The 22,178-nt window shown below is 61.9% G+C and carries 17 protein-coding genes; 11 read left to right on the top strand and 6 right to left on the bottom strand.

The window, feature by feature from the left end; translation table 11 throughout:
* Positions 1-27: 27 nt before the first annotated feature.
* Complete coding sequence (locus BM438_RS23710) at positions 28-1,074, top strand: zinc-dependent alcohol dehydrogenase family protein (RefSeq protein WP_208620700.1); 1,047 nt, start codon at positions 28-30, stop codon at positions 1,072-1,074.
* A gap of 76 nt (positions 1,075-1,150) precedes the next feature.
* Positions 1,151-1,750 carry an NADPH-dependent F420 reductase gene (locus tag BM438_RS23715; protein WP_093638739.1) on the top strand — a complete coding sequence of 200 codons (600 nt, stop codon included), beginning with the start codon at positions 1,151-1,153 and terminating at the stop codon, positions 1,748-1,750.
* Positions 1,751-2,415: 665 nt separating this feature from the next.
* Here the strand turns inward: BM438_RS23715 and BM438_RS23720 are convergent.
* Positions 2,416-3,216, bottom strand: coding sequence for a substrate-binding domain-containing protein (locus BM438_RS23720; RefSeq protein WP_093638742.1), 801 nt, complete (start codon positions 3,214-3,216; stop codon positions 2,416-2,418).
* A gap of 405 nt (positions 3,217-3,621) precedes the next feature.
* On the opposite strand from BM438_RS23720, the gene BM438_RS23730 reads away from it, so the two are divergent.
* The gene (locus tag BM438_RS23730) at positions 3,622-4,413 is read left to right on the top strand and encodes an IclR family transcriptional regulator (RefSeq protein WP_093638748.1); all 792 of its coding nucleotides are present in this window, start codon (positions 3,622-3,624) and stop codon (positions 4,411-4,413) included.
* 18 nt (positions 4,414-4,431) lie between these two features.
* Here the strand turns inward: BM438_RS23730 and BM438_RS23735 are convergent, their stop codons facing one another.
* On the bottom strand, positions 4,432-5,766 hold the full coding sequence (locus BM438_RS23735; RefSeq protein ID WP_093638752.1) for an MFS transporter: 1,335 nt from the start codon (positions 5,764-5,766) through the stop codon (positions 4,432-4,434).
* Between the two features lie 247 nt (positions 5,767-6,013).
* Here BM438_RS23735 and BM438_RS23740 point away from each other — a divergent pair, with 247 nt between their 5' ends.
* The 4 genes from BM438_RS23740 to BM438_RS23755 all read left to right on the top strand — a co-directional run bounded on the left by BM438_RS23740 (position 6,014) and on the right by BM438_RS23755 (position 11,841).
* A complete protein-coding gene (locus BM438_RS23740) occupies positions 6,014-6,796 on the top strand; it encodes an enoyl-CoA hydratase/isomerase family protein (RefSeq protein WP_093638755.1) in 783 nt (260 codons plus the stop codon).
* A 17-nt stretch (positions 6,797-6,813) separates the two neighbouring features.
* The gene (locus BM438_RS23745) at positions 6,814-8,925 is read left to right on the top strand and encodes an acetate--CoA ligase family protein (protein ID WP_208620701.1); all 2,112 of its coding nucleotides are present in this window, start codon (positions 6,814-6,816) and stop codon (positions 8,923-8,925) included.
* 465 nt (positions 8,926-9,390) lie between these two features.
* The gene (locus BM438_RS23750; protein ID WP_093638758.1) at positions 9,391-10,719 is read left to right on the top strand and encodes an NAD(P)/FAD-dependent oxidoreductase; all 1,329 of its coding nucleotides are present in this window, start codon (positions 9,391-9,393) and stop codon (positions 10,717-10,719) included.
* Positions 10,720-11,226: 507 nt separating this feature from the next.
* Positions 11,227-11,841, top strand: coding sequence for a hypothetical protein (locus tag BM438_RS23755; RefSeq protein WP_093638761.1), 615 nt, complete (start codon positions 11,227-11,229; stop codon positions 11,839-11,841).
* A gap of 63 nt (positions 11,842-11,904) precedes the next feature.
* Here the strand turns inward: BM438_RS23755 and BM438_RS23760 are convergent, their stop codons facing one another.
* Together BM438_RS23760 and BM438_RS23765 are read right to left on the bottom strand one after the other, a co-directional pair.
* Entirely contained in the window at positions 11,905-12,231 is a 327-nt protein-coding gene (locus BM438_RS23760; RefSeq protein ID WP_093638766.1) for an H-NS family nucleoid-associated regulatory protein, read from the bottom strand.
* 334 nt (positions 12,232-12,565) lie between these two features.
* A complete protein-coding gene (locus BM438_RS23765; protein ID WP_093638770.1) occupies positions 12,566-13,177 on the bottom strand; it encodes a rhomboid family intramembrane serine protease in 612 nt (203 codons plus the stop codon).
* Positions 13,178-14,804: 1,627 nt separating this feature from the next.
* Here BM438_RS23765 and BM438_RS23775 point away from each other — a divergent pair.
* From BM438_RS23775 to BM438_RS23790, 4 genes are all read left to right on the top strand, one after another.
* The gene (locus BM438_RS23775; protein WP_093638774.1) at positions 14,805-15,542 is read left to right on the top strand and encodes a response regulator transcription factor; all 738 of its coding nucleotides are present in this window, start codon (positions 14,805-14,807) and stop codon (positions 15,540-15,542) included.
* 62 nt (positions 15,543-15,604) lie between these two features.
* A complete protein-coding gene (locus BM438_RS23780; protein ID WP_093638848.1) occupies positions 15,605-16,990 on the top strand; it encodes a FecR family protein in 1,386 nt (461 codons plus the stop codon).
* A gap of 66 nt (positions 16,991-17,056) precedes the next feature.
* The gene (locus tag BM438_RS23785; RefSeq protein ID WP_093638778.1) at positions 17,057-19,579 is read left to right on the top strand and encodes a CHASE2 domain-containing protein; all 2,523 of its coding nucleotides are present in this window, start codon (positions 17,057-17,059) and stop codon (positions 19,577-19,579) included.
* A gap of 34 nt (positions 19,580-19,613) precedes the next feature.
* Entirely contained in the window at positions 19,614-20,210 is a 597-nt protein-coding gene (locus tag BM438_RS23790; protein ID WP_244179443.1) for a DUF4136 domain-containing protein, read from the top strand.
* A gap of 23 nt (positions 20,211-20,233) precedes the next feature.
* Here the strand turns inward: BM438_RS23790 and bluB are convergent, their stop codons facing one another.
* Complete coding sequence (bluB, locus tag BM438_RS23795; protein ID WP_093638785.1) at positions 20,234-20,893, bottom strand: 5,6-dimethylbenzimidazole synthase; 660 nt, start codon at positions 20,891-20,893, stop codon at positions 20,234-20,236.
* Entirely contained in the window at positions 20,877-22,175 is a 1,299-nt protein-coding gene (locus BM438_RS23800; protein WP_093638788.1) for a cobyrinic acid a,c-diamide synthase CobB, read from the bottom strand. Before BM438_RS23800 ends, bluB begins: the two co-directional genes overlap by 17 nt.
* Positions 22,176-22,178: the final 3 nt, after the last annotated feature.

Raw genomic sequence — 22,178 nt, forward strand, 5'->3', positions numbered from 1 at the left:
TCACCCCGGTCTTTGCACGATTTCGAAATGAGCGCCGAGCGCCGAAGTATTGCCTCTCGGCTTTCCAGCCAAGCATCTTATGAAAGGACGCAAGCCATGCGTGCTATCCAGAACACCGCTTTCGGCGACCCCGTCGAGACTCTGAAACTCGTTGATCTTCCGGAGCCGGCCAGCACCGGCCCGGATGAAGTCCTGATCGCGATGGAGTATGCCCCCATCAACGGCAATGACCTGGCCGTCATCACGAATCGCTTCGCCTACTCGACTCCGCTGCCCTCGATCGTGGGCAACGAAGGCGTCGGGCGAGTTCTGCAGGCAGGCTCGAATGTCTCCAACGTGAAAGTCGGCGACCGCGTATTGCCCCCGCTTTATGCGTTGACCTGGCGCGAGCGCCTGGTGATCCCGGCCAAGGGGCTGATTGCGCTGCCTGCCAGCGTCGATCCACGTCAACTGGCCATGCTGCGCATCAATCCTCCTACGGCCGTACTTCTGCTCGGGCGCTTTGTTGACCTCAAAGAAGGCGACTGGATCGTGCAAAATGCGGCCAACTCCGGCATCGGCCGCACGGTGATCGCGTTGGCGAAGAAGCGCGGCCTGCGGACCATCAATTTCGTACGTCGTCCTGAACTGGTCAAGGAACTGGAGGAAGCTGGTGGGGACGTCGTTCTCGTCGATGAGCCGGGCGCCACTGACAAAGCCAAGGCCGCGGTCGGTCCGGGCAACGTCCGTCTGGCCATCGATGGCCTGAGCGGTTCGGCTGCGGTGCGCCTGATCGACGTGCTGTCGCAAAACGGTACGCTGGTGAGCTATGCGTTCACAAGCGGCGAGCTGGTCACTCCGCTCAAGGCCGTGGACCTGCATCTTCGCGGCATCGTCGTGCGCGGCATATACATCGACCTTCCCGAATATCTGCCGTACATCATGGACGCAATCAAGGAGTCTGCCGAGCTGATGGCTCGCGGCGAGCTTGAGCTGCCTGTGGCTGCCGTCTATCCGCTTGCGGACTTCGAAAAGGCCGTCGCGCACGCAATCAAGGGTGGCAAGGTGCTGCTCGACTTGCGCTCATCGAACTGACCTGGCTGTTCTACCACGTGCCGTGCTCCTGGACGAGCATGGCTTCGTTGACTTACGTTGCCGCTGAGGTGTCGAAATGAAGATTGGTTTTATTGGAGCCGGTGCTGTAGCGCAGTCCATCGCCAGGAGTGCCATTCAAGCAGGACATGAGGTTCTCCTGAGTGCTCGTCGTGGGCCGCAGGCTTTGGGCAATGTCGTGGCCGGACTCGGTCCGAACGCGTCGGCAGATACGGTCCAGGAGGTGGCTCGGCTCGAGCTGGTCGTGCTCGCCGTTCCGTGGCTTCAAGTCCCGTCGGCCTTGGATGGGCTGCCCAATTGGGCGGGCCGCATTTTGGTGGATACCACTAACCCTTTTACACAACTGGAGCCGGAGCTCGTTCTGGCAGACTTGGGGGGCACGGGCGCCAGCGAGATCGTCGCGGCACACGCGCCAGAGGCTCGCGTCGTCAAGGCGTTCAATGCTATCCGCATGGAGCACTACGACAAGGGCCCGAAGTTTCATGACGGAAAACGCGTCATCTTCGTCTCCGGTGACGAAGATGACGCAAAGGCGGTGGTGATCGGACTCGTCAACGATTTTGGCTACGCATCAGTGGATCTTGGCGGTCTGGTTTCGGGCGGTCGCATGCAGCAAGCGGGTGGTCCGATTGCTGGCCGCGACTGGGTCGTCGCATAGGACTGCAAGGTATGCAAACCAATGTCGCGTTATGTCGGGAAGCAGAGCGGCTGGATGTCCGGTTGTCTTTGTGATCTGCCGTTGGCGGGACGCCACTTCGACTGTCGAGGCCAGAGGGGCCAGCCGCGAGCCACCTGGTCCTCGCGCGGCAGATGTGTATAGATGGATTGCGGTGATAACGCGGGTTATCGCCGCAAAACTCGCCAAGGCATTGTGGAGCAGAGCGGTGGCGATAACACCCGTTATCGTGGCAAACCTCGGCGAGGCGTTGTAGAGCAGGGCGCTCTAAGCGGTGTTGGCGCGATTTTGCAACGCGCAGGGCACGGAAAGTCTGCTGGTCGGCCATTGCCGCCGTTCGAACATCTTGGCTTGCACGTCTGCTATGCGCTACTGACCGGACGCTTACAACCTAACGCCTGCCAAAGTCCTGCCGAAATTCAGCGGATGCGTGCTCTCGACCCAAACGAGATACCCCGCGAAAATCCATGAACGACCGCTTTGGGCGAGCGGGCCGTCGCTTGAATTGACTGGATCAAACGAAGCACCGTAGCTATCTTGCTCAAAGGTCATGCCCCATTCCCGCTCGGACAGGCCTAACAACGAGCGAAGCGAGTGTCTCGGTGGCCTATCCTCCGGGGGCACCACGACGGGAGGACCAATGCGATCTATTTCCCGGGCTTGATTGGATCAAGCCCCGTCTTTTCGAATACTGCCGATGCTGTCGGCGTTCTCAGGTAAGAAATGAGGGCTGCGGCGCCTTCCTGCTCCTGCGCGTTTGTTGATAAGGCGGCGGAAATGACGCTTGCCTTCTGGACTTCTTGCGGGAGCGCCCCGACGTACTGGATCCCCTGAATGGCGCGAAGTTCACTGATCTGTTGCAATCCAAGTTCAGCGTCGCCGCGCTCAATGGCCGTTCCGACCAGTTCCTTCCCTTTGATTTGAATACTCCTGGCTTTCATTTGATGCGCGATGCCAAGCTTGGGGAACAACGTCTCAGTAATATAGGTGCCGCTAGCTCCTTCAGAGAATGCTACAGATTTTGCTGCGAGCAGTGCACTACGTAGTGCTTCCACAGTACTGACATCCGGCTTCGGCATGCCGACCTGGACCGCGACGCCAATTCGGGACGCAACGAGATCTGTGCGAGTGTCCGGGAGAAACTTGCCCTGTCTGATCTGTTCGTCCAGCGCAGGGCGGATCATGAAGCAGACGTCCATTGCTTCGCCATTCTTAATGCGCATGGGTAACGCGTCAGCGGACGTACCGTATGACGGCCCCCACGATATGACGAGGTGATTCCCGGTCTGCCGTTCATACCCTGGTCCGAGCTCCCTAAACGCTGCTGAGAGCGCTCCAGTTGCCAGAACATGAACGTCAGCGGCATGAACCGCATTTGACAATAGTGACGCGGTGCAGAGTGCGGCAGACACGGTCGCGCGTCGGAGCTTTGCAATGTTGATGACCATCGGATTATCCTTTTCTAGTAAAGCTACGGTTTTTTCAGGTGTCGAATCTCACTGCATGTACTGACATGCAGTGGCTTCAGGGAAGATGTCGCCGGCAGGAAGCACAAATTTGCGCATGCTCCAGCAATTGGTGCGGTCGGTTGGGAACCCGGCCGGACTGAAGATCCGCAAAACCATCCGGCTCTCAGAAGAAAAGCCCGCAACTGCACAGCGATTCTGCAAATATCCACACGAAATCCAGGAGGGGTACCATCTGCTGCGCCGACAAAACGTCGCCTCCTACAGGTTGCCGCTCCGGACGCCAATCGCGAGATGATCCGCAGACTTGGCCGCGGCGCTACGATGCGGTCTGATTCGGCATCGACAATCGACCTTTTCACGTTAAGCACGGCAATCCCACTGCCTATGGCGAACCACACGAATCAACAACCGCAATCGAACGCTACCCCATCGAATCGATCGCTCGAACGCGGGCTCGAACTGCTGCGCGCGTTCGGTCCCGGTGCAACGCTTCTCGGCAATGGAGAACTCGCGGAACGCACCGGCCTGCCGAAGGCAACGGTGAGCCGCCTTACGCGAACGCTCGTCGAGGCGGGTTATCTCGAGCACGATGCGGCACGCAGGGCGTACAGACTAGGCCTGCCCGTGCTCAGTCTGGCGCAGGCGTTGCGCAGCGGATCCACGGTACTGAATGCTGCAGGACCGCTAATCCGCGACACTGCCCAGGCAAAGCGCATCAATGTCGGAATCGCGGGCGCCGACCGGGAAGAGATGGTCTACCTTGAGTCCATTCGCTATAACCAGCGAGCCTCACTACGTACGATCGTCTCGGGACAACGCGTGCCGATGGAACTGACTTCGCTCGGGCGCGCGTACCTCGCAGCGCTGCCGCAGACGGAATTCACCGCCCTGATGGACGCGTTCAAGCGGCGCAAACGGAGCGGCTGGGAGCGTCTCGCGCGGGAGATCACCGAAGCTGTAGACGATGTGCGCCGAAGAGGCTTCTGCGTTGCAAGCTGGCAACCGGAAGTGATCGCACTCGCGACCCCCCTCGCCATTCCCGGACATCGTTTGCTGGTCCTGAACTTTAGCGTCCGCACGGCGGCGTCAAACGACAGCGTTGTAAGCGAACTGGCAGCGCCCCTGCTGGGTCTGCGCGACGAGATTACGGCCGCATGTGCGCGCCTCGAAGGCTGAAGACGGCAAGCTTCTCTTTCATTCCCGGCGTTCACTGATCGCGCGCGCTGGAATACCCAGCACCACCGCAAGACCGCCGAGTATGGAGACGAACGCAACCGCATAGAGGCCCACGGCGCTGCTACCGAAGTGCGTCGATGCGTAGCCGATCACCGAAGGAGCCGAAATCCCGCCAAACTGACCGAGGCTGCTAATGAGGCCGATGCCGCTTGCTGCGGCGGTGCTCGACAGGTACGCGGGTGGGATCGTCCAGAAAAGCGACAGCATGCCCAGATAGCCAGCCGTCGCGACGCAAAGCAGTGCTACCAGAATGCCTGCGTGATTGGCCGCCGCCGGCAAAAGCGCGACGCCCAGCGCGGCCATCAATGCGCTTGCCATGAAATGCCACCGCCTCTCCAACATACGATCCGAGTTTCGGCCGAGCAGATACATCGCGACTGCGCCGACCACATACGGAATCGCGGAAAGAAGCCCAATGTGCCAGTAGTTCGATACCCCGCTTTTCTGGATCACGCTCGGAGCCCAGATATGCACGACGATGCTCGCCCACGGTACGCTGAAGTATGCGAAGGTGAGGAAATAAAACTTCGGTTCCTTCAATGCGACCCAGATCGAACCATGAGCGCGTGCAGCCTTCGTTTGCGCGTCGCGGTTAAGCTCCGCGAGCAGGAGGGCTTTCTCGTCGTCCGTGAGCCAGGTCGCCTGCTCGGGGCGGTCCGTCAGATAGACATAGGCAAAGACACCGGCGATGACTGACGGGAATCCTTCGAGAAGGAACAGCCATTGCCAGCCGTTATAGCCGAGTAAGCCGGACATGCTATTGAGTATCCATCCCGACACAGGCCCGCTGATGATGCCGGATACGCAGATCGCCGTCATGAAGATTGACGTGACTCGTGCGCGGCGCGCGGCCGGAAACCAGTAGGTGAAGTAGAGAATCACGCCCGGGAAGAATCCTGCTTCCGCTGCGCCCAGCAGCACGCGCGCGATGTAGAACTGGGTCGGCGTCTGCACGAACGCGGTGCCCGCCGAAACAATGCCCCATAGCGCCATGATCCGCATGAGCGTTTTTCTCACGCCGACTCGCGCGAGCCACAGGTTGCTCGGCACCTCAAAGAGCATGTACCCCACGTAGAAGAGCCCTACACCCAGACCGAATGCGGCGTCGGAAAGACCGATATCGCGCGAGAACTGCAGGTGGGCGAAGCCGATATTGGCGCGATCCAGATAAGCGAAGACGTAACAAACGAAGAGGAACGGCAGCAGCCGCCAGGTGACTTTCCTGTAGACGGCCTCTGTCTGCGGTTGCGCGACGGCGCTGACGTCGATTGGATTGGAACGGGCTGCGTGCATCATGTCTCCGGCTTGTATGGGCCGCAGGATCGTCGTGGCAAGTGTCCTGCGTTGGAATCCATTATCGGCGCCGAACGCTCGATGACAATCCGCCAATTCCATCCAGTGGAATTTATCGGGCCTTGGGATGAAATACGCTCCGTTCCACAGAGTGGAATTAACGGGGTGTCTTGGGCGGCAGGTGGGGCTAAGCTGCATTGGCAGATTGACCTTGTCAGTCGACTCCAATTCAACCATCGAGACACGCATGAGCACATCCACCATTCAAGTCACTATCGACTCGCAAGTCGCCATGATCGCGCTGAATCGTCCTGAAAAACGTAACGCCATCACCAACGAAATGCGTGCCGAACTGATCGAGGCGCTGGACACCGTTTCGCGCGACCGGGGGGTGCGCGCCGTAGTGTTGACCGGCAACGGCAAGGGGTTCTGCGCTGGCGGAGACGTCAGCGGTATGGCGCAGCGCATGGAAGCGCCCGCCGGCGAGATTGCGTTCAATGGCTGGTCCCGCCAGCAACTCGTGCATCACACGGTCAATCTGCTCTACTCGATGCCCAAACCGACCATCGCTGCCGTCAACGGGGCGGCCGCGGGTCTCGGTGCCGATATGGCGCTCTCCTGCGACTTTATCCTCGCGTCCCAGGAAGCGAGCTTCACGTGGAGCTACATCAAACGCGGGCTGATTCCCGACGGTGGCGGCATGTACTTATTGCCGCGTCGAGTCGGCCTCGCGCGGGCGAAGGAACTGATCTTCAGCGGGCGCAAGGTAGATGCAAAGGAAGCGCTGGAAATTGGCATCGCGGATCGCCTGAGCGACCCGGAATCGCTCATCGCCGACGCCCATGCCTGGGCCGCCGAATTGAGCCAGGGTTCGGCCACCGCGCTCGCGCTTGGCAAGAGCATCCTCAACCAGAGCTACGAACTGTCCGCGCATCAGGTGTTTTCACAAGGTAGCCAGGCACAGGCCGTCTGCTACACAAGCAGTGAACATCGCGACTCGGTGCTCGCATTCCTGAACAAAACCAAGTGAGCACGAAGGAGATCGACGTGAATGCAATTTCAAAATTGATGCGCCCGGCGAGCGTAGCCGTAATCGGCGCATCGGCGGACGCAGCCAAGACTTCAGGGCGCCCGGTGGCTTACCTCCGGAAGCACAGCTTCGACGGCGACATCTACCCTGTCAATCCGCGTTACGACTCGATCGATGGCCTGCCCTGCTATCCCGATGTAGCGTCGTTGCCGCACGCACCGGATGTCGGCATCGTGCTGCTCGGCGCCGAGCGCGCCCACGTTGCGGTGCGGGATCTGGCAAACCGCGGGACAAGCGCTGCAATCGTGCTGGCGAGCGGCTATGCAGAAATTGGCGAGGAAGGCGCGAAGCGGCAGGCGCAATTGATCGAGGCAGCAGGGTCCATGCGCCTGCTTGGCCCGAATACGATCGGGCTCGTCAACCTCACCGATAGCATCACGCTGTCGGCAAGCGGGGCGCTGGAGACCGACACTTTTACAGTCGGCGGGATCGGCGTGGTGTCACAAAGCGGGGGGATCCTTGGCTCGCTGTTGTCGCGGGCGGCAGCAAGCGGTATTGGCCTGTCAAAGCTGGTGTCGACGAGCAACGAAGCAGATCTCGACATGGCAGACTTCGTCGACTATCTGGTTGACGATGATTCGACTTCCGTTGTCGCGCTCTACATGGAAGGGCTGCGTCATCCGGAACGATTCCGGCGTGCGGCGTTACGGGCGGCCGCCGCGGGCAAGCCGGTCGTCGTGTTCAAGATCGGACGCTCGGAATCAGGCGCACGATCGGCGGTCTCGCATACGGGCGCGCTGGCCGGTTCGGACCGCATGTATGACGCGCTTTTCAGCCAGGTCGGCGTCATTCGTGCTCAGAGGTTTTCCGATTTGCTCGACATCCCTCATGCGCTCGCTACGCGTCGCAAGCTCTCCGGGCGGCGGGTGGCGATTCTGACCTCGACCGGCGGTGCCGGCACGCTCGTCACCGACAGCCTCGGCATGGTGAACTTTGAGACCCCGCCTCCCGATGAAGCGACTGCTGCAAAGCTGCGCGCGCTCCAGACCGGCGATCATGCAGTGCTCGACCGCAATCCGATCGACGTGACGCTCGCGGGTCTGCAGCCGGCTCTGCTGCGCGGTGCGATCGGCACGCTACTCGACAGTCCGACTTACGACGCAGTCGTGGTTATCGTTGGATCGTCAGGCCTCGCGATGCCTGACCTGATGGCTAACGCGATCCGCGATTCGCTGCCCGGGAGTGACAAACCCGTGATGGCATTTGTGAGCCCTCACGCGCCGGAGATCACACGGTTGCTTAACGAGCAGGCAGTGCCGGCGTTCCCATCGCCCGAAAGCGTGACTAGCGCACTTGCGGCGATGTGGCAGCACGGCGAGTACATGCAACGCGCCGTGAATTTGGACAAACAACACTCCGAAGCAGACGTCAACGTGAGCGATCTACCCGCCGGATCACTAAACGAAGCGCAGGCGAAAGAGCTTTTTGCCCGCTTCGGTGTGACGGCGGTACGCGAGCGTGTCGTCACGAACGCGAATGAGGCCACGAGCGCCGCTCGCGAGCTGGGCGACAAAGTCGTGCTCAAACTGCTGTCGAACACGATCACCCACAAGAGCGATGTGGGTGGCGTCGCGGTTGGGGTCACAGCTGACAGCATCGGGGCGCGCCTGAACCGTATGCGGGACGACGTTGAAACCGCGACTGGCGTATCCGCGAATGCGTTTCTCGTTCAGGAAATGGTGGCCGGTGGAACGGAACTGATTCTCGGCCTTCATCGAGACCCGTTAGGCATAGCATTGCTGCTCGGCATGGGCGGCGTCACAGCGGAACTGTTCAAGGACACGACAATGCGCCTGCTCTCCACCGAAGTGCCGCTGTCGCGCGCAGACGCGCTCGCGATGATCCACGAACTGAAAACGTGGCCCCTGCTAGACGGGTATCGTGGACGGCCGCGCGCTGATATTGATGCCCTCGTAAGCGCAATCGTCGCCTTTGCGCGAATGGCGGTGCAGCTTGGCGGGCGTATTGTCGAAGCAGAAATCAATCCGATCTTCGTGCTGCCTGCGGGCCAAGGCGTACGGGCGGCTGACGGCGTTGCTGTACTCGCATCGGAGCCTCACGACGAATGACGAGGCTCTGGTCGCACTCGACGAAACATCCCCGTTCGCCGATCTTGCGCGTGCCGAGAGCGAGGTGGCAAATCCCACCCACATCGACCTCCCGATTGCCGATCGAAGGGCTCGGCGAGCGAACCATTTGCTACGTTCATTTCGACGAAGTGTGGTTCGCTCGCGTTTGAAAAGTAGGTGTGCGCGCCTACCGGTAACCAGGAAGCAAGAGCGTGAGAATGTGGCGTAGCAGAAACCTGATCTCGGCAACAGTCTGCAAGATAGCAATTCAAGAATTGCCTCAGCGCCTGGTGGATCATCGTTGTATCCCTTTCGGATACAACAGGATCGTCCTATCAGCGAAGCGGTGGAACATACCAAAATCGTAGCCAGTATCTGCGGATGATGAAATCGCGCTTCAGGTGCGCATTTCAGACGGTCTTGACTGCAGTAACGTACTAAGAAGCGGCAACCAACGGCTATGAAATGCTAAGGATCGACGAAGTCACGGATAGCGAAGGTTTCCCCGATCGATGCGATGTCGCGGTAATTGGCGGCGGCATTATTGGCGTCAGCACCGCGTATGAACTGGCGCGACGCGGCGTCCAGGTGGCTCTGCTGGAAAAGGGCGTCATCGGCTGCGAGCAGTCGGGGCGCAATTGGGGCTGGGTGCGTCAGCAGAACCGCGACCTCCATGAGTTGCCGCTCGCGATGCAGAGCCTCAAACGCTGGAGCGAACTAAGCGAAGAACTGGGCGAGGACATTGGGTTTCGTAAGGCAGGCATCCTGTACGGCACGGAGTATCAATCGGACATCGCGCAGTGGGAATCGTGGCTTGCACGCGCCCGGGAAGTCGGCTTTAACAGCGAGATCCTCAGTGCGCGCGAACTGGCAGCGCGCATTCCGTCCGGACGTGCGAAGTGGGCTGGAGGGCTGTGGTCTGGCACGGACGGCCGCGCCGAGCCGTCGAAAGCCGCGCCTGCGATTGCTCGCGGCGCGCAAGGTCTCGGCGCGATGGTGTATCAGAACTGCGCGGTACGAAGTCTCGACACGAGCGCTGGGCGTGTCTCTGGCATCTGGACGGAGCGCGGCCGGCTGGCAGCCGACACCGTCGTTCTCGCGGGAGGCGCCTGGAGCGCGTTGTTCTGCCAGCATCACGGCATCGATCTGCCCGCCATCAACGTGATGGGAACGGCGTTGCGAACCGCTGAGGCGCCGGGGGTCATTGAAGGCTGTTTCTCCGGGCCTAACTTCGCGCTGAGGAGGCGCTTGGACGGGGGCTACACCATCGCTGTTCCCGGCTACGGACGCGTGGAACTCGCGCCGCAAAACCTGCGGCATTCGGTGAAGTTCCGCACCATGTTCCGCAGCAAGCTGAAGAAAAAACTGAAGATTCGCGTCGGCGCCAGCTTCTTCCACGGACCGGAGGCAAGCGCAACCTGGCGCGACGATGAAGTCTCGCCGTTCGAAGAAACGCGGGTGCTGGATCCCCGGCCTGATACCGAATGGCTCGAACGTGCCCTGCAAAATGTGTCCAGCGTGTTTCCCGAGCTGGCGGGCTTGCGGATCGCTCATGCATGGGCGGGCGCGATCGACACGACGCCGGACCTCGTTCCCGTCATCTCGAAGGTTAATGCGAAACCCGGTCTTGTGATCGCATCCGGCTTCAGCGGACATGGCTTTGGACTAGGGCCAGGTGCAGGCATGCTCGCGAGCCGGCTGGTAATGGACGAGGCGCCGCAGTTCGACATTGAACCCTACAGACTGGCCCGCTTTTCCGACGGAACGAAACTGGGCAGCCCCGAAATGATGTGAGTCGACGCCGCGGGCGAGCCTATCGCGGCAGTCTGCCCCGGGAGATTGAACCTCCAGCACGATTCAACTGTATTGATTAGCGGCCGTTGCAGTTCGAAAAGCGGCCGGGTATCTAGATTGACCTCGTATGACGGAGAAGGGTCGCAGTACGCATTCGCTAGCGGTGGAGCCGATCATTCGCGAATGCCAACCTTCGAATGTCAGGAAAAGGATCCGTAGCGGCCAGACCGACGTCGATCCTCGAATGACGGCCAAGGCCGAACTTCAGCCGTCTGGACTACCAGTCAATGCGGTGCTTTTCATCTGTTTCGCGATGACGACGATCGTCGTCCACGTGAAGATACTGACTGGTGGTCGTGAGCGACGCATGCCCGAGGAGAACTGGTCGCGACGCTGTGGGGGAAGTCCACCACATCGGCGCAGGCGGCGCTCGAGGCTCTGCGGATTGACGCCGAGGCAGAGAAGGCCAGCGCGTGCAACGAGGCAGCATCACTGCAGGCTGAGCTTGTGCGGACCGAAACGGCGCTCGAGCAGCGCACCGGCGCGTTGCTGGCGGCACAGGTGCGCATTCAGGAGCTTGAACAGGCGCAGGCCGCCGGGGAGGCGATGCGTCAGGCGCTTGAGGCTGAAGTCGCGCGACAGCAGGACGAGATCGGTGCGCGTGACCGGGCACTGGTGCAGGCGAGGGCCGATTTTTCGGGTGAACTCGACAAACTGCGGAGCAGCGCCGAGCTCGCGGAAGGGCGTTTACGGGCAGCCGAGAAGCGGGCGCTCCTTGAGATCGAGCGTGAGCGGGGCGTGAGCGCGCGGTTCCAGAAGGAGCTTGAAGCGGCCGCGCGCAGGGCGGAGCAGGGCGAGGCCCGGCACCGGGAGGAAATCCGGGCGCTGCAGGTTCAGCTTGGCGACGCGCGTCATCGCGCAGGCGTCGTGGAGGGAAATCCGGAAGCGCTTCGCAGCTCGAATGTGGCATACGTCAGGGAACTCGACGCGCTGAGATCGCAACTCGCGACCACCGTCGCAAACCAGGCGGCGACGCGGAAGCGCCCGCTATCCTCTCTCGAGACCACCAAGCCTCGCCGCGCTGCACCTAAGGTCGCGACGAGGAAGCGATCGCCATCCTGATTTTTTGCAGTTTTCTTCGGCAACTTGATGAATAACAAGAGTGAGACCGCTAGTACATGGCGCTTACGACGGCCGAACTGTCGCCAGGCGCGTGCCAGCGAACGGATCCCGACTCCAGTCAATCGCCGGACGTCCGCGGCTAGTCGATGTAGACGACTTCTCGACAGCAAAGTGGGCCAGTGACTGCCCGGCGCTTGTGGCTTGCCTAAGCCACTGAGGCATATCCCCCTTGCCATCCCAAGTGTCGCCGAAAGCATTGCGGTAACGTGCCGACTTTCGGTGCGCTCTTTCTTCGGCGATGGCCAACGCGACGTCGCCGACCTTGATGCCAACCTTAGCCATCTTGCGACGAAGGTATGCAATCATACTTTGGCGTTTTTGCTCATCCATGTCTGTTTCCCCTTCGAAATTCCAGCCTCGTAGCGGCCTCGTGTCGTCTCGCCGACGCGCGCTGCTACCAGATGATTTGAACATGCGAAGTATCCTGTTGAGAAAAGCTGCCGTCGATGTGCGATTCCTGAAAACACTGTTGCAGGCAGAGTGGCAAAACCGGCTGGCTCGTTCGTCTCAACTAGTTTGATGATGAAGCGTACCGAGACCGCGGCATCTGTGCCGGTGGATGTAACTCGTTGCTGCTGGTGCTACTGATGGGCCTTTCGACTGCGTTGTTACGCGGTGTCTACTCTCGATGTCTCGTCCACAATGAGAAGCAGTCGTCACCCTTCTAGGGGCGCAGGCTTTGTCGCGACAGTCGCGCGGCGATGATGCCGCCAATCGCGCCACCAAGATGGCTTGGCCACGATACGCCCGGGTAGAGGGGCAGCGCGCCGAGCAGCATACTCAGTCCGTAGCTACTGGCCACGAATAGGGCGACGAGAATCGAGATGATGCTGCGCGTGTAAACACCGCGTGCGACGAGATACCCTGCGTATCCGAACACCACGCCGCTCGCGCCGATGTGCACAGAATAGGGCGCGCCCAGCAGCCACGCACACAGTCCCGCGCCGAGGATGGCGCCGGCGGTCGCCTGCCAGAAATTAGCAATGCGCGGCCACATCGTGAGCCAGCCGAGCACTAGCAGCCCGCCTGTGTTGGCGGTGATGTGCCACAGCCCGGCGTGCAGCCACGGCGCAAACAGGATGCCCTGCAGGCCGCTTAGCGTGCGCGGGACAACGCCATGCCGATTCAGATGCAGGAAAGGCATCGAAACCGACAGGAAGAACGTCGCCCAAATGGAGCCAACAAAGACGGCGAGCAGCACGACCCGGGCCTTGAGCTGGTCGACGAATGAACCAGCGGCTCGCGATGGGGCGAATGAAACACCGGGTTGCGACATGTCCGATTCTCCAAAGATTTCGGCTCAGCCTCATTTGGTAAAGGACTACCGCGGAACTCGGAGGAAAGCCTACGGCTGATCGATACACTGTTAAAAGGCCAGTTCCTCAAGGCGGGCGCCACTCTCGCTTTTCGGCATCGTAGGTATAAAGGTTGTAGACCCCCACGATACCCGGCTTGATGTGTCCAATTATCTCTTCAGTTACCGCGTTTGCGCATCCCATCGCGCCGAGCATCGTGCGCGCGGTACGACGAAGATCGTGTGGCGTCCGTCCCGTCACAGGGATTGGACGATCAGTCACCAGCTTGTTGTTTCCCTTCCAGTAGGGTTGGCAGCGGGCAATGATCTGCCGGACACTCGCCTGAGTAATGCATTTGCGTGACTTGGCTGGGCGGCGTCCCGGTTTCGGCGCAGTGTAAGGAAATAAATAGCTGGCGCCGTAAATCGCTCATCGCCTCCGGACGATCAGCTCAGCCCGACCGACGAGCGGTACGCGATGCGCAGTCGCACGTTCTATGCGCTTGTTTTTCGTAGCAGTGATCTCGGGGCCAGTCAGTCACCGAACGGTATATGCACCGAGACCATGTTTGGCGTCCAGTACGGCGACGTGCCCCCTGGCCCGGCGTCGCGCGAGGGCGGGATCTTCGCCAGTATCACGGATGCCCCGTTTTGTCTCCCACTGAACGACTGCGGCGGCGAGAGGCATTGCTGGTCAATCCCCGAGCTTGATTTGTCGCATGTTACCGTCGAGAGGCGATCGGTATCGGTACGTCCAAGTGCGTCGCGTCGCCGTAGCTTCGAGTCGTAAGCCGGGGAAGTCGTCGAACGCTATGTGTTGTTGCGGCTGGAGGAGCTTGGCCCGTCTGGCGTCGAACTTCATCTTCGGTCTGATGTCGGTTTTCGGACTACTTTCAGTTGCAAAAAAACCTACGCTAAACGTTACGCTGGCCGCGAAGTTTTGCAACGCGATAGCGCACGTCGCCACTACGTTGATTGATCCGATTTTTGTCATAAGCAATTGTTTTTAAAGTTGTTTTTGTGGTGTCTGTGTGTTTCGATGTATATCTGCAATCGCACCCTCAAACCGATCTAACAATTCTTAAACGATTTATTTTGAGACTGTTCCTATACTGACTCGCAAATTGTCAAATCGCTGTTTCCTGAACGCCGGGGGGCACAGCCCGATAGGACAAAAGGCAGACGGGGCCAATCACCGTGCGAGCGAGACCAACTGACTCGTATAACGACCCATTGAGGTCGATTTCAATAACAGGCAGAACCTGAGAGACGTCGGGGAAAATCCCATAGAGCGGCCCGCAGTGGCCGAGCCGGGCCGGATAGCTGCATAAGCGCATAAGTGCATCCGGGAAAAAGAACGGCCGTTTTCGATTATGATGATCTGCCCCTTCGGTAATCAGCGCGTTAAAGCCAAAAAATGCGCGCTAATTTCGAGACAGTGGGGCGGCAGAGCTGAACAGGGCGCGAGGCAAAGGACCGTTAATCGAAAAAGAGTGCAGCCGAAGATGAAAACAGGAAGCTGGATCGTCGGTGTTCGCACCGCCATCCCGGCCATCTGCCGGCTCACCGGCCAACAGTTACGAAGGACGATGTCGCGTTGCGGGGTTTTATGAGAATTGCAGTCCTGGATGACGATTCGGCTCAAGCCGATCTAGTTTGCCAAACGCTGTCTGCGGCCGGCCACGTCTGTCATGCTTTCGGCGCGGGCCGTGAACTGGTGCGGCAACTGCGGCGCCAGACCTTCGACCTGCTCGTGCTCGACTGGAACGTGCCCGATATGTCGGGCGAAGAGGTGCTGCGCTGGGTGCGCGAAAGCCTCTCCGAGCGCTTGCCGGTCCTGTTCATGACAAGCCGCGGCCGCGAAACCGATATCACCTCGATCCTCAACACCGGCGCGGACGATTACGTCGTCAAGCCGGTCTCTGCGGCGGTTCTGCTGGCGCGTGTCGGCTCCTTGCTGCGCCGGGCGTATCACCTGAAGCCGGCTGCGGCGAAAGAAGTTTTCGGCGAATTCGAATTCGATCTGGGCGCGAAGCACGTAGTGGTGCGCGGCGCGACCGTCGCCGTGACGCAGAAGGAGTTTGAGCTCGCGCTGCTGTTGTTCCAGCATCTGAGCCGGCCGCTCTCGCGCGCGCACATTCTCGATGTGATCTGGAAGCAGGCGACGGACATTCCGTCGCGCACGATGGACACGCACGTGTCGATGCTGCGCAGCAAGCTCGGCTTGCGCCCGGAGCATGGCTATCGTCTGACGCCGATCTACGGCTATGGGTACCGGCTCGAACGGATCGAATCCGGCTCGCCGCCCGCGGCGACCGAAGAACGCCCCGAAGCGGGGGATGCGTGACGGTTGCTTTCGATGGGGTAGTGTCCGGCCGTGCAGGTTCAGCGGGCTGGCGCGCCGGCGCGATGCTGGCCGCCGGTCTGATTGCAATGACGTGCTTCGCGCCGGTGTCGGCGGATGCGCAACCGTCGCGCGCGCCGAAGCCCCGAAGCAAAACGACTGTGCCCGTCTATGTGTCCTACGTGACCCACGACGGCGACACGTTGTACGAAATCGCCGGCCGCTATCTGCGCGACTCCGGCGATTGGGCCATGTTGAGCCGTCTGAATCATGTGCCCGCGCCACGCCGCATGCCGGCCGGGATCACGCTGCGTCTGCCGGCCGACAGGCTCAAACAGGACCCCGAGTCGGCGCGCGTGATCGCGACGAGCGGTCCGGTGGAGCACGCTTTCGGCAAGAATCCTTTTACGCCGCTCACCGCGGGCACGACGCTCGGCGAGGGCGACCGCATTCGCACCGGCCATAACGGCTTTGTCACGCTTGAGTTGCCTGATGGCTCGCACATCACGGTGTCGCAGGACGGTGTGCTCGATATCGGCACGCTGCGGCGCACCGTGCTGACCGGCTCGGGCGATCGCGTACTCGATCTGCAGCATGGCGAAGTCGAAAGCCAGGTCACGCATGCCACCAAAAAGGACGACCGCTTCCAGATCCGCTCGCCATCGGTTGTAGCGGGCGTACGCGGCACGCGCTTCAAGGTCGCCTACGACGGCGACGCCCAAACGACGGCGGTGGAGGTGCTGGACGGAGCGGTCGGCGTCGACCCGGCGGCCGTCAATGGCCGGATCGCCGCGCCTCCACCCGGCGTACCGCTGCAGGCGTCGGCGCAACTCGTCAAGGCGCGCTTTGGCAGTGTCACGCGGGCCGGCGGCGCGATCGGCGGTCCGGTGGAATTGCTGGCCGCGCCGTCGCTTACCGACCCGGCCAAAGTGCAGGACAGCAAAACCGTCGCGTTCGACCTCGTCCCCGCTGAGCGCGCCGTGGCCTATCGCGTCCAGATTGCGCGCGATGCCGATCAGCTCGACCTGATCCGCGATCTGCGCGTGAACGCGCCGCATGCCGACTTCGGCGATCTGGCCGACGGTACATATTTCGTGCGCATTGCCGCGGTCGACTCGAACGGCCTCGAAGGCCTGCCGCAGGTTTACGGTTTCGAGCGGCGCCAACTGGGTCTGAATGCGTCGGCAGGCCCACGCGCCGGCAGTCGCGATTACGAGTTCCGCTGGTTCGTCAGCCGCTCCACGGTCGAGACGCGTTTTCGCTTTGTGCTGGCCACGACTGCCGACCTGCGTCACCCGCTCGTCGACAAGACCGATCTGACGGGCGGCCAGATCGTGGTGAGCGATCTGCCGGGCGGCGTCTACTACTGGACGATCGTCGCCGAGCAGTTCGAAAACGGCCGCTTCTACGAGAAGAGCAGCGCGGTCCGCTCGTTTACGCTTGCACGCTGACGCTGGTAGATTCACGGGGCCGGGTCGACAACCGACCCGTTCCTTAGCTCTCAACCACGCCACGCCTTGCCGACCACACACACGCGCCTGAGCCTCGACCCGCGCGCCCGTCTCGGACGGCGCGCCGGCCGCCGCTTCCTGCTCGAGTGGGTGGCGATCGGCTGCCTGGGCATTGTGGTGATTCTGCTCAGTTCGCTCGGCCGGCTGACCGCCGGCGTCGATCATCTGGTCTACGACCGCTTTCTGAGTCTGCGCGCGCAACCGTTGCTGCGCGATATCGTAGTGCTCGAAATCGACAACGCCAGCATTGCGCAGCTTGGCCGCTGGCCATGGCCGCGCAGCGTCCACGCGAGGCTGCTCGAACAGATTGCGAAGGCGAAGCCCGCCGCGGTGATCTACGACGTGCTGTTTACAGAAGCCAATGCTGAAGACGCCGAGCTCGCGCGCGCGGTCGCCCTGAGTCCCACCTATCTGCCGATGCTGTTGACGCCGCCGGACAGCGCCGGTCGGCGCGTCGCGGTCGAGCCGGTGGCGCCGCTCGCGCATGCGGCAGCGGGGCTTGGGCATATTAACCTTGAAGTCGATAGCGACGGCATTGTGCGCAGCGTCGCGCGGTTCGAGGGCGACGCAAATTCGCGCTGGCCGCAATTGATGGTGCCGGTCGCACAGGATGTCGAGCGTGGCGCTCTGCAATTGAACGAGCGGCCGCCCCGGCCGTCTTCCGGCGAGGCGGCGGCCCAATCAGATGACCATGACGCAGGCGAGGACCGCTTCCTGATTCCTTTCGGTCCGAACGCGCAGAACTATGCGAAGCTGAGTTTCGCCGATGTGCTCGCCGGCAACGTCCCCGCGGACAAGCTGTGCGGACGCATCGTGCTGATCGGCGTGACCGCGTCCGGCTTGTACGACCGTTTTGCCACACCGGTGTCGGGTGAGCTGGGGCCGCTGCCCGGTGTCTATATCCACGCGAACGTGCTCGATACGCTGCTGACCGGTCGCGAGCTCGAACCCGCCAGGCCGTGGGTGCTGTTCGTGGTGTCGCTGGTGCCGCTCGCCGCGCTGCTCGCAGGCTTTCTGGTGCTTTCGCCGCGACGGTCGTTGCTGCTGACCGTCGCGTTGGGCGCGCTTGCCACCGTCGGCAGCGCGGCGCTGCTGTACGGCGCGCGGCTGTGGATGTCGCCGGTGCCGGCGATCGCCGGATTGATCGTGGTGTATCCGATCTGGAACTGGCGGCGCCTCGAAATGACGATGGCTTATCTGCGCGAAGAGCTGCAGCGCCTCGCCGACGAACCGCACCTCCTGCCGGAAACGCCACAGCGCCGCCGCGAGTTCGGCGGCGACGTGCTGGAGCAGCATATGGCGCTGATGGCGCAGGCTGCGCAGCGCGTGCAGGACATGAAGCGTTTCGTATGGGACAGCCTCGACAGCATGCCCGAGCCGATCCTGGTGAGCGACGTGGAAGGCATCGTGCTGATTGCGAACCATGCCGCCAAGGCGCATTTCGCGCGGCTTGGCGCGCCGCTGCCGGAAGGCCGGCCGATGCGGGCGGTGTTGGGCGGACTGACGCTGGTCAAGACCATCGACAGTGGCGCAGCGTCGGACGCCGAAAACAATCTTCTCGCGCATGCCCAGTGGCCGGCGCTGCTCGATCCCGCACGCAGCGAGTTCGCCGAGCTGATGGCGCAAGGCGTCGAGGTGCGCGACGCCGACGAGCGCGACCATCTGCTGCGCTATGCGAATTGCACGAACGAACAAGGTGAGACGACGGGCTGGATCGCGGGCCTCGTCGACGTATCGGCCTTGCACGCCGCCGAGCGTCAACGCGAAGACGCGTTGCGGCTGCTGTCGCACGATATGCGTTCGCCACAGGCTTCGATTCTTGCGCTGGTGGAGATCGAGCGGGCGCGCAGCGAGCCGGTGCTCGCGCGTGGCCTGCTGGAACGCATCGAGCGTTATGCGCAACGCGCGCTGACGCTCGCCGACGATTTCGTGCAACTCGCGCGCGCCGAATCGCAAACCTATGTGCTCGAACCGGTGAGCATGACCGAGCTATTGATCGACGCCAGCGACGAAGTCTGGCCGCAGGCCCACGCCAAGCGCATCACGCTGCAAACCGATACGGCCGACGGAACCGATGCCGACGACGGCCACTGGATCTGCGCCGACCGGTCGCTGATGACGCGCGCGCTCGTCAACATTCTGAACAATGCGGTCAAGTACAGTCCGCCGGATACGCAGATCACGTGCAGCCTGACGAGCCTCGGCGGTCCCAGCGCTCCAGGCGGCCTTGCGCAAATGGCCGCGCCCGCTGCGGCAAAACGTGTATCGTGCACGATTCGCGACGAAGGCTATGGGATTCCCGAGGAGCAGCAGGCGGGCCTGTTCGAGCGCTTCCGGCGCTTTCACGAGACGGAGCGGCCGGAAGTGGGCGGCGCCGGATTGGGTATGGCATTCGTCAAGACCGTCGTGACGCGCCATGGCGGCGACGTCGAGGTGGTCAGCGCGCCAGGCAAGGGGACTGCATTTACGATTTCCCTGCCGGCACTCGACGAAGCGCAAGCCGACGTGTCCACAACGCCACGCTTATGACTATGAACACTCATCTTATCGAAGCGAGAAGCCGGTGAAAGCGATATTGATCTGTGCCGCGCTCGCCGCGGCGAGTCTGACCGGATGCGCGGGTTTGAACGCCGACGTGCACACGGCGAATCCTTCAGCCGTGCTGCAGGGCGAGCGCACCTATACGATTGCGCGCATACCGTCGCAGGATTCCAGCGCGGATCATCCGCAATTTGAAACCATGCTGCGCGATGAGCTGGCGAAGAACGGCTTCACCGATTCGGCGGCCAAGTCTGCGCACTATTTACTGTCGATTGCGTATGACACGCGGCCGGCCGCGATCGGCGTGGGCGCGACTGACTGCGCGCCCGGTGCGTGCAATCGCTCGCCCGAACCGCCGTTTTCGCTATTCGGCGGACGCGCTTATCAGCACGGGCTGACGCTGCGGTTCTTCGAGCAGTCGAGCGGACAGGAAGTCTACAAGGTGAGTGCGGCCAGCAGCGATCGAGATCCCGACCCATTGCATGCGATGCCGGTGCTCGTGAAAAGCGCGCTGGCAAAATTTCCGTTCGATGCGCCGCCGGACTGGCGCGTGAAACTGCGGGCCGATCAGGCGGGCGGCGTGCCGGCTGTGGTTTCGCTCAAGCCTCTCCAGCCATAGCAGTCAGACTTCTGCGCCCGCATTTACTCCGGCGCTTTGTCGTCTTCCGGCCAGCGATTTTCGAAAACGCACTCGGCAAGCGGCATGCGGCTCGCCCAACGCTCGGTTTCCAGCATCGGCTCGCTGTAGAACTGATCGACGTGGCCGAGACACAGAATCGCCACCGGCCGTGCGCCCTCGGGCATATGTAGCAGCGTGCGCACCGTGTCGACGTCGAATAGCGACACCCAGCCCATTCCCAGACCTTCCGCGCGCGCGGCCAGCCACATGTTCTGGATCGCGCACGCTACGGAAGCCAGATCCATTTCCGGCAAGGTGCGGCGTCCGAAGATGTGACGCTCGCGGCCGTCCATCAGCGCCATCACCAGCAGTTCGCCGCATTCCAGCATGCCTTCCACTTTCAGCTTCATGAACTCTTCGCGACGCTTGCCGAGTGCATCGGCAGTGGCGAGGCGTTCGCTTTCGACGGTTGCGTGCAGCGCGCTGCGCAAGGCCGCGTCGGTAATGCGCGCGATGCGCCACGGCTGCATGAAGCCGACGCTCGGTGCGTGATGCGCTGCATCGAGCAGACGTTGCAATACGGCAGGCTCAACCGGGTCGCGCACGAAATGGCGCATGTCGCGCCGCTCGTAAATCGCGCGGTAGACGGCTTCGCGCTCGGAATCGTTAAAAGGCTTCGCCATGGAACAGGGCGGCCGTGAAGGCCGGGTTGGAGGGCCAATAAGCATGCATATAGGTTGCCACGATCGAGCCTGCGCGGAACACGGCCTCGCCGGGGGCATCGAGATTTGGCCGGGTGGCTGTACGCAGCGGCGTGAGCGGCGTCGTCAGCTTCGAGTAGTGAAACGTGTGGCCGGTCATTGAACCGTGCAGACTGTCGATCTGTTGCATGCCGAGCGCGGTGAAGCGCTTTTGCATTGTTGCATGGCCGGGCAGGAGGCCTAGCATCGGCGTTGTGGTGCCGCCCGTGTCGGTCAGCTCATCGAGCAGGTAGAGCATACCGCCGCATTCGGCAACGACCGGTTTGCCTGCTGCAGCGTGTGCGCGGATCGTTGCGGCACTGCGTGTGTTGCCAGCGAGCAATTCAGCATGCAGTTCGGGATAGCCGCCTGGCAGGTACAGGGCGTCGGCGTGCTCCGGCAACGCTTCGTCGGCGAGTGGTGAGAAGTAGTCGATGCGCGCGCCGAGTGTCTCCAGCAGCGTGACGTTGGCCGGATAGATGAACGAGAACGCGGCATCGCGCGCAATGGCGATGCGCTTGCCTTCCAGAAGACGCGGCGGCGCTTCTTCTATAGGCGTGCCGAATTCGACCGGCGGCGGCAATTCGGCCAGCGCGGTTTGCGCGAGCGCATCGGCGGCATGATCCAGACGTGCGTCCAGATCGTCGATTTCCGCCGCCTGATGCAGGCCGAGATGGCGATCGGGCAGTTCGATTTCGTCGTTGCCGCTGATGTGTCCGCACCAGCGCAGGTCTGGCGGCAAAGCCTCTTCGAGCATTTGCGCGTGCCTTGGTGAGCCGACGCGATTGGCGAGCACGCCGTAAAACGGTACCTCCGGCCTGAATTGCGCAAGGCCGAAAGCGACCGCGCCGAAGGTCTGCGCCATCGCTTTCGCTGAAATCACCGCGAGCACCGGCACGCCGAACGTAGTTGCCAGATCCGCGCTGCTCGGTGTGCCGTCGAACAGGCCCATCACGCCTTCGATCAGGATCAGATCCGCTTCGGCCGCCGCCTGCGCGAGCACGTTCCGGCAGGCGGTTTCGCCCACCATCCACAGATCGAGCGACAGCACCGGCGTGCCGCTGGCACGCGCGAGGATCATCGGGTCGAGAAAGTCGGGGCCGGTTTTGAATACGCGCACGCGTCGCCCCAGCCGCCGATGGTAGCGCGCGAGACCCGCGGTAATCGTGGTCTTGCCTTGGCCCGACGCGGGAGCGCTAATGAACAGGGCGGGGCAAGCGGACATCGC

This window comes from Paraburkholderia aspalathi (genome assembly GCF_900116445.1).
Classification (GTDB): Bacteria; Pseudomonadota; Gammaproteobacteria; order Burkholderiales; family Burkholderiaceae; genus Paraburkholderia; species Paraburkholderia aspalathi.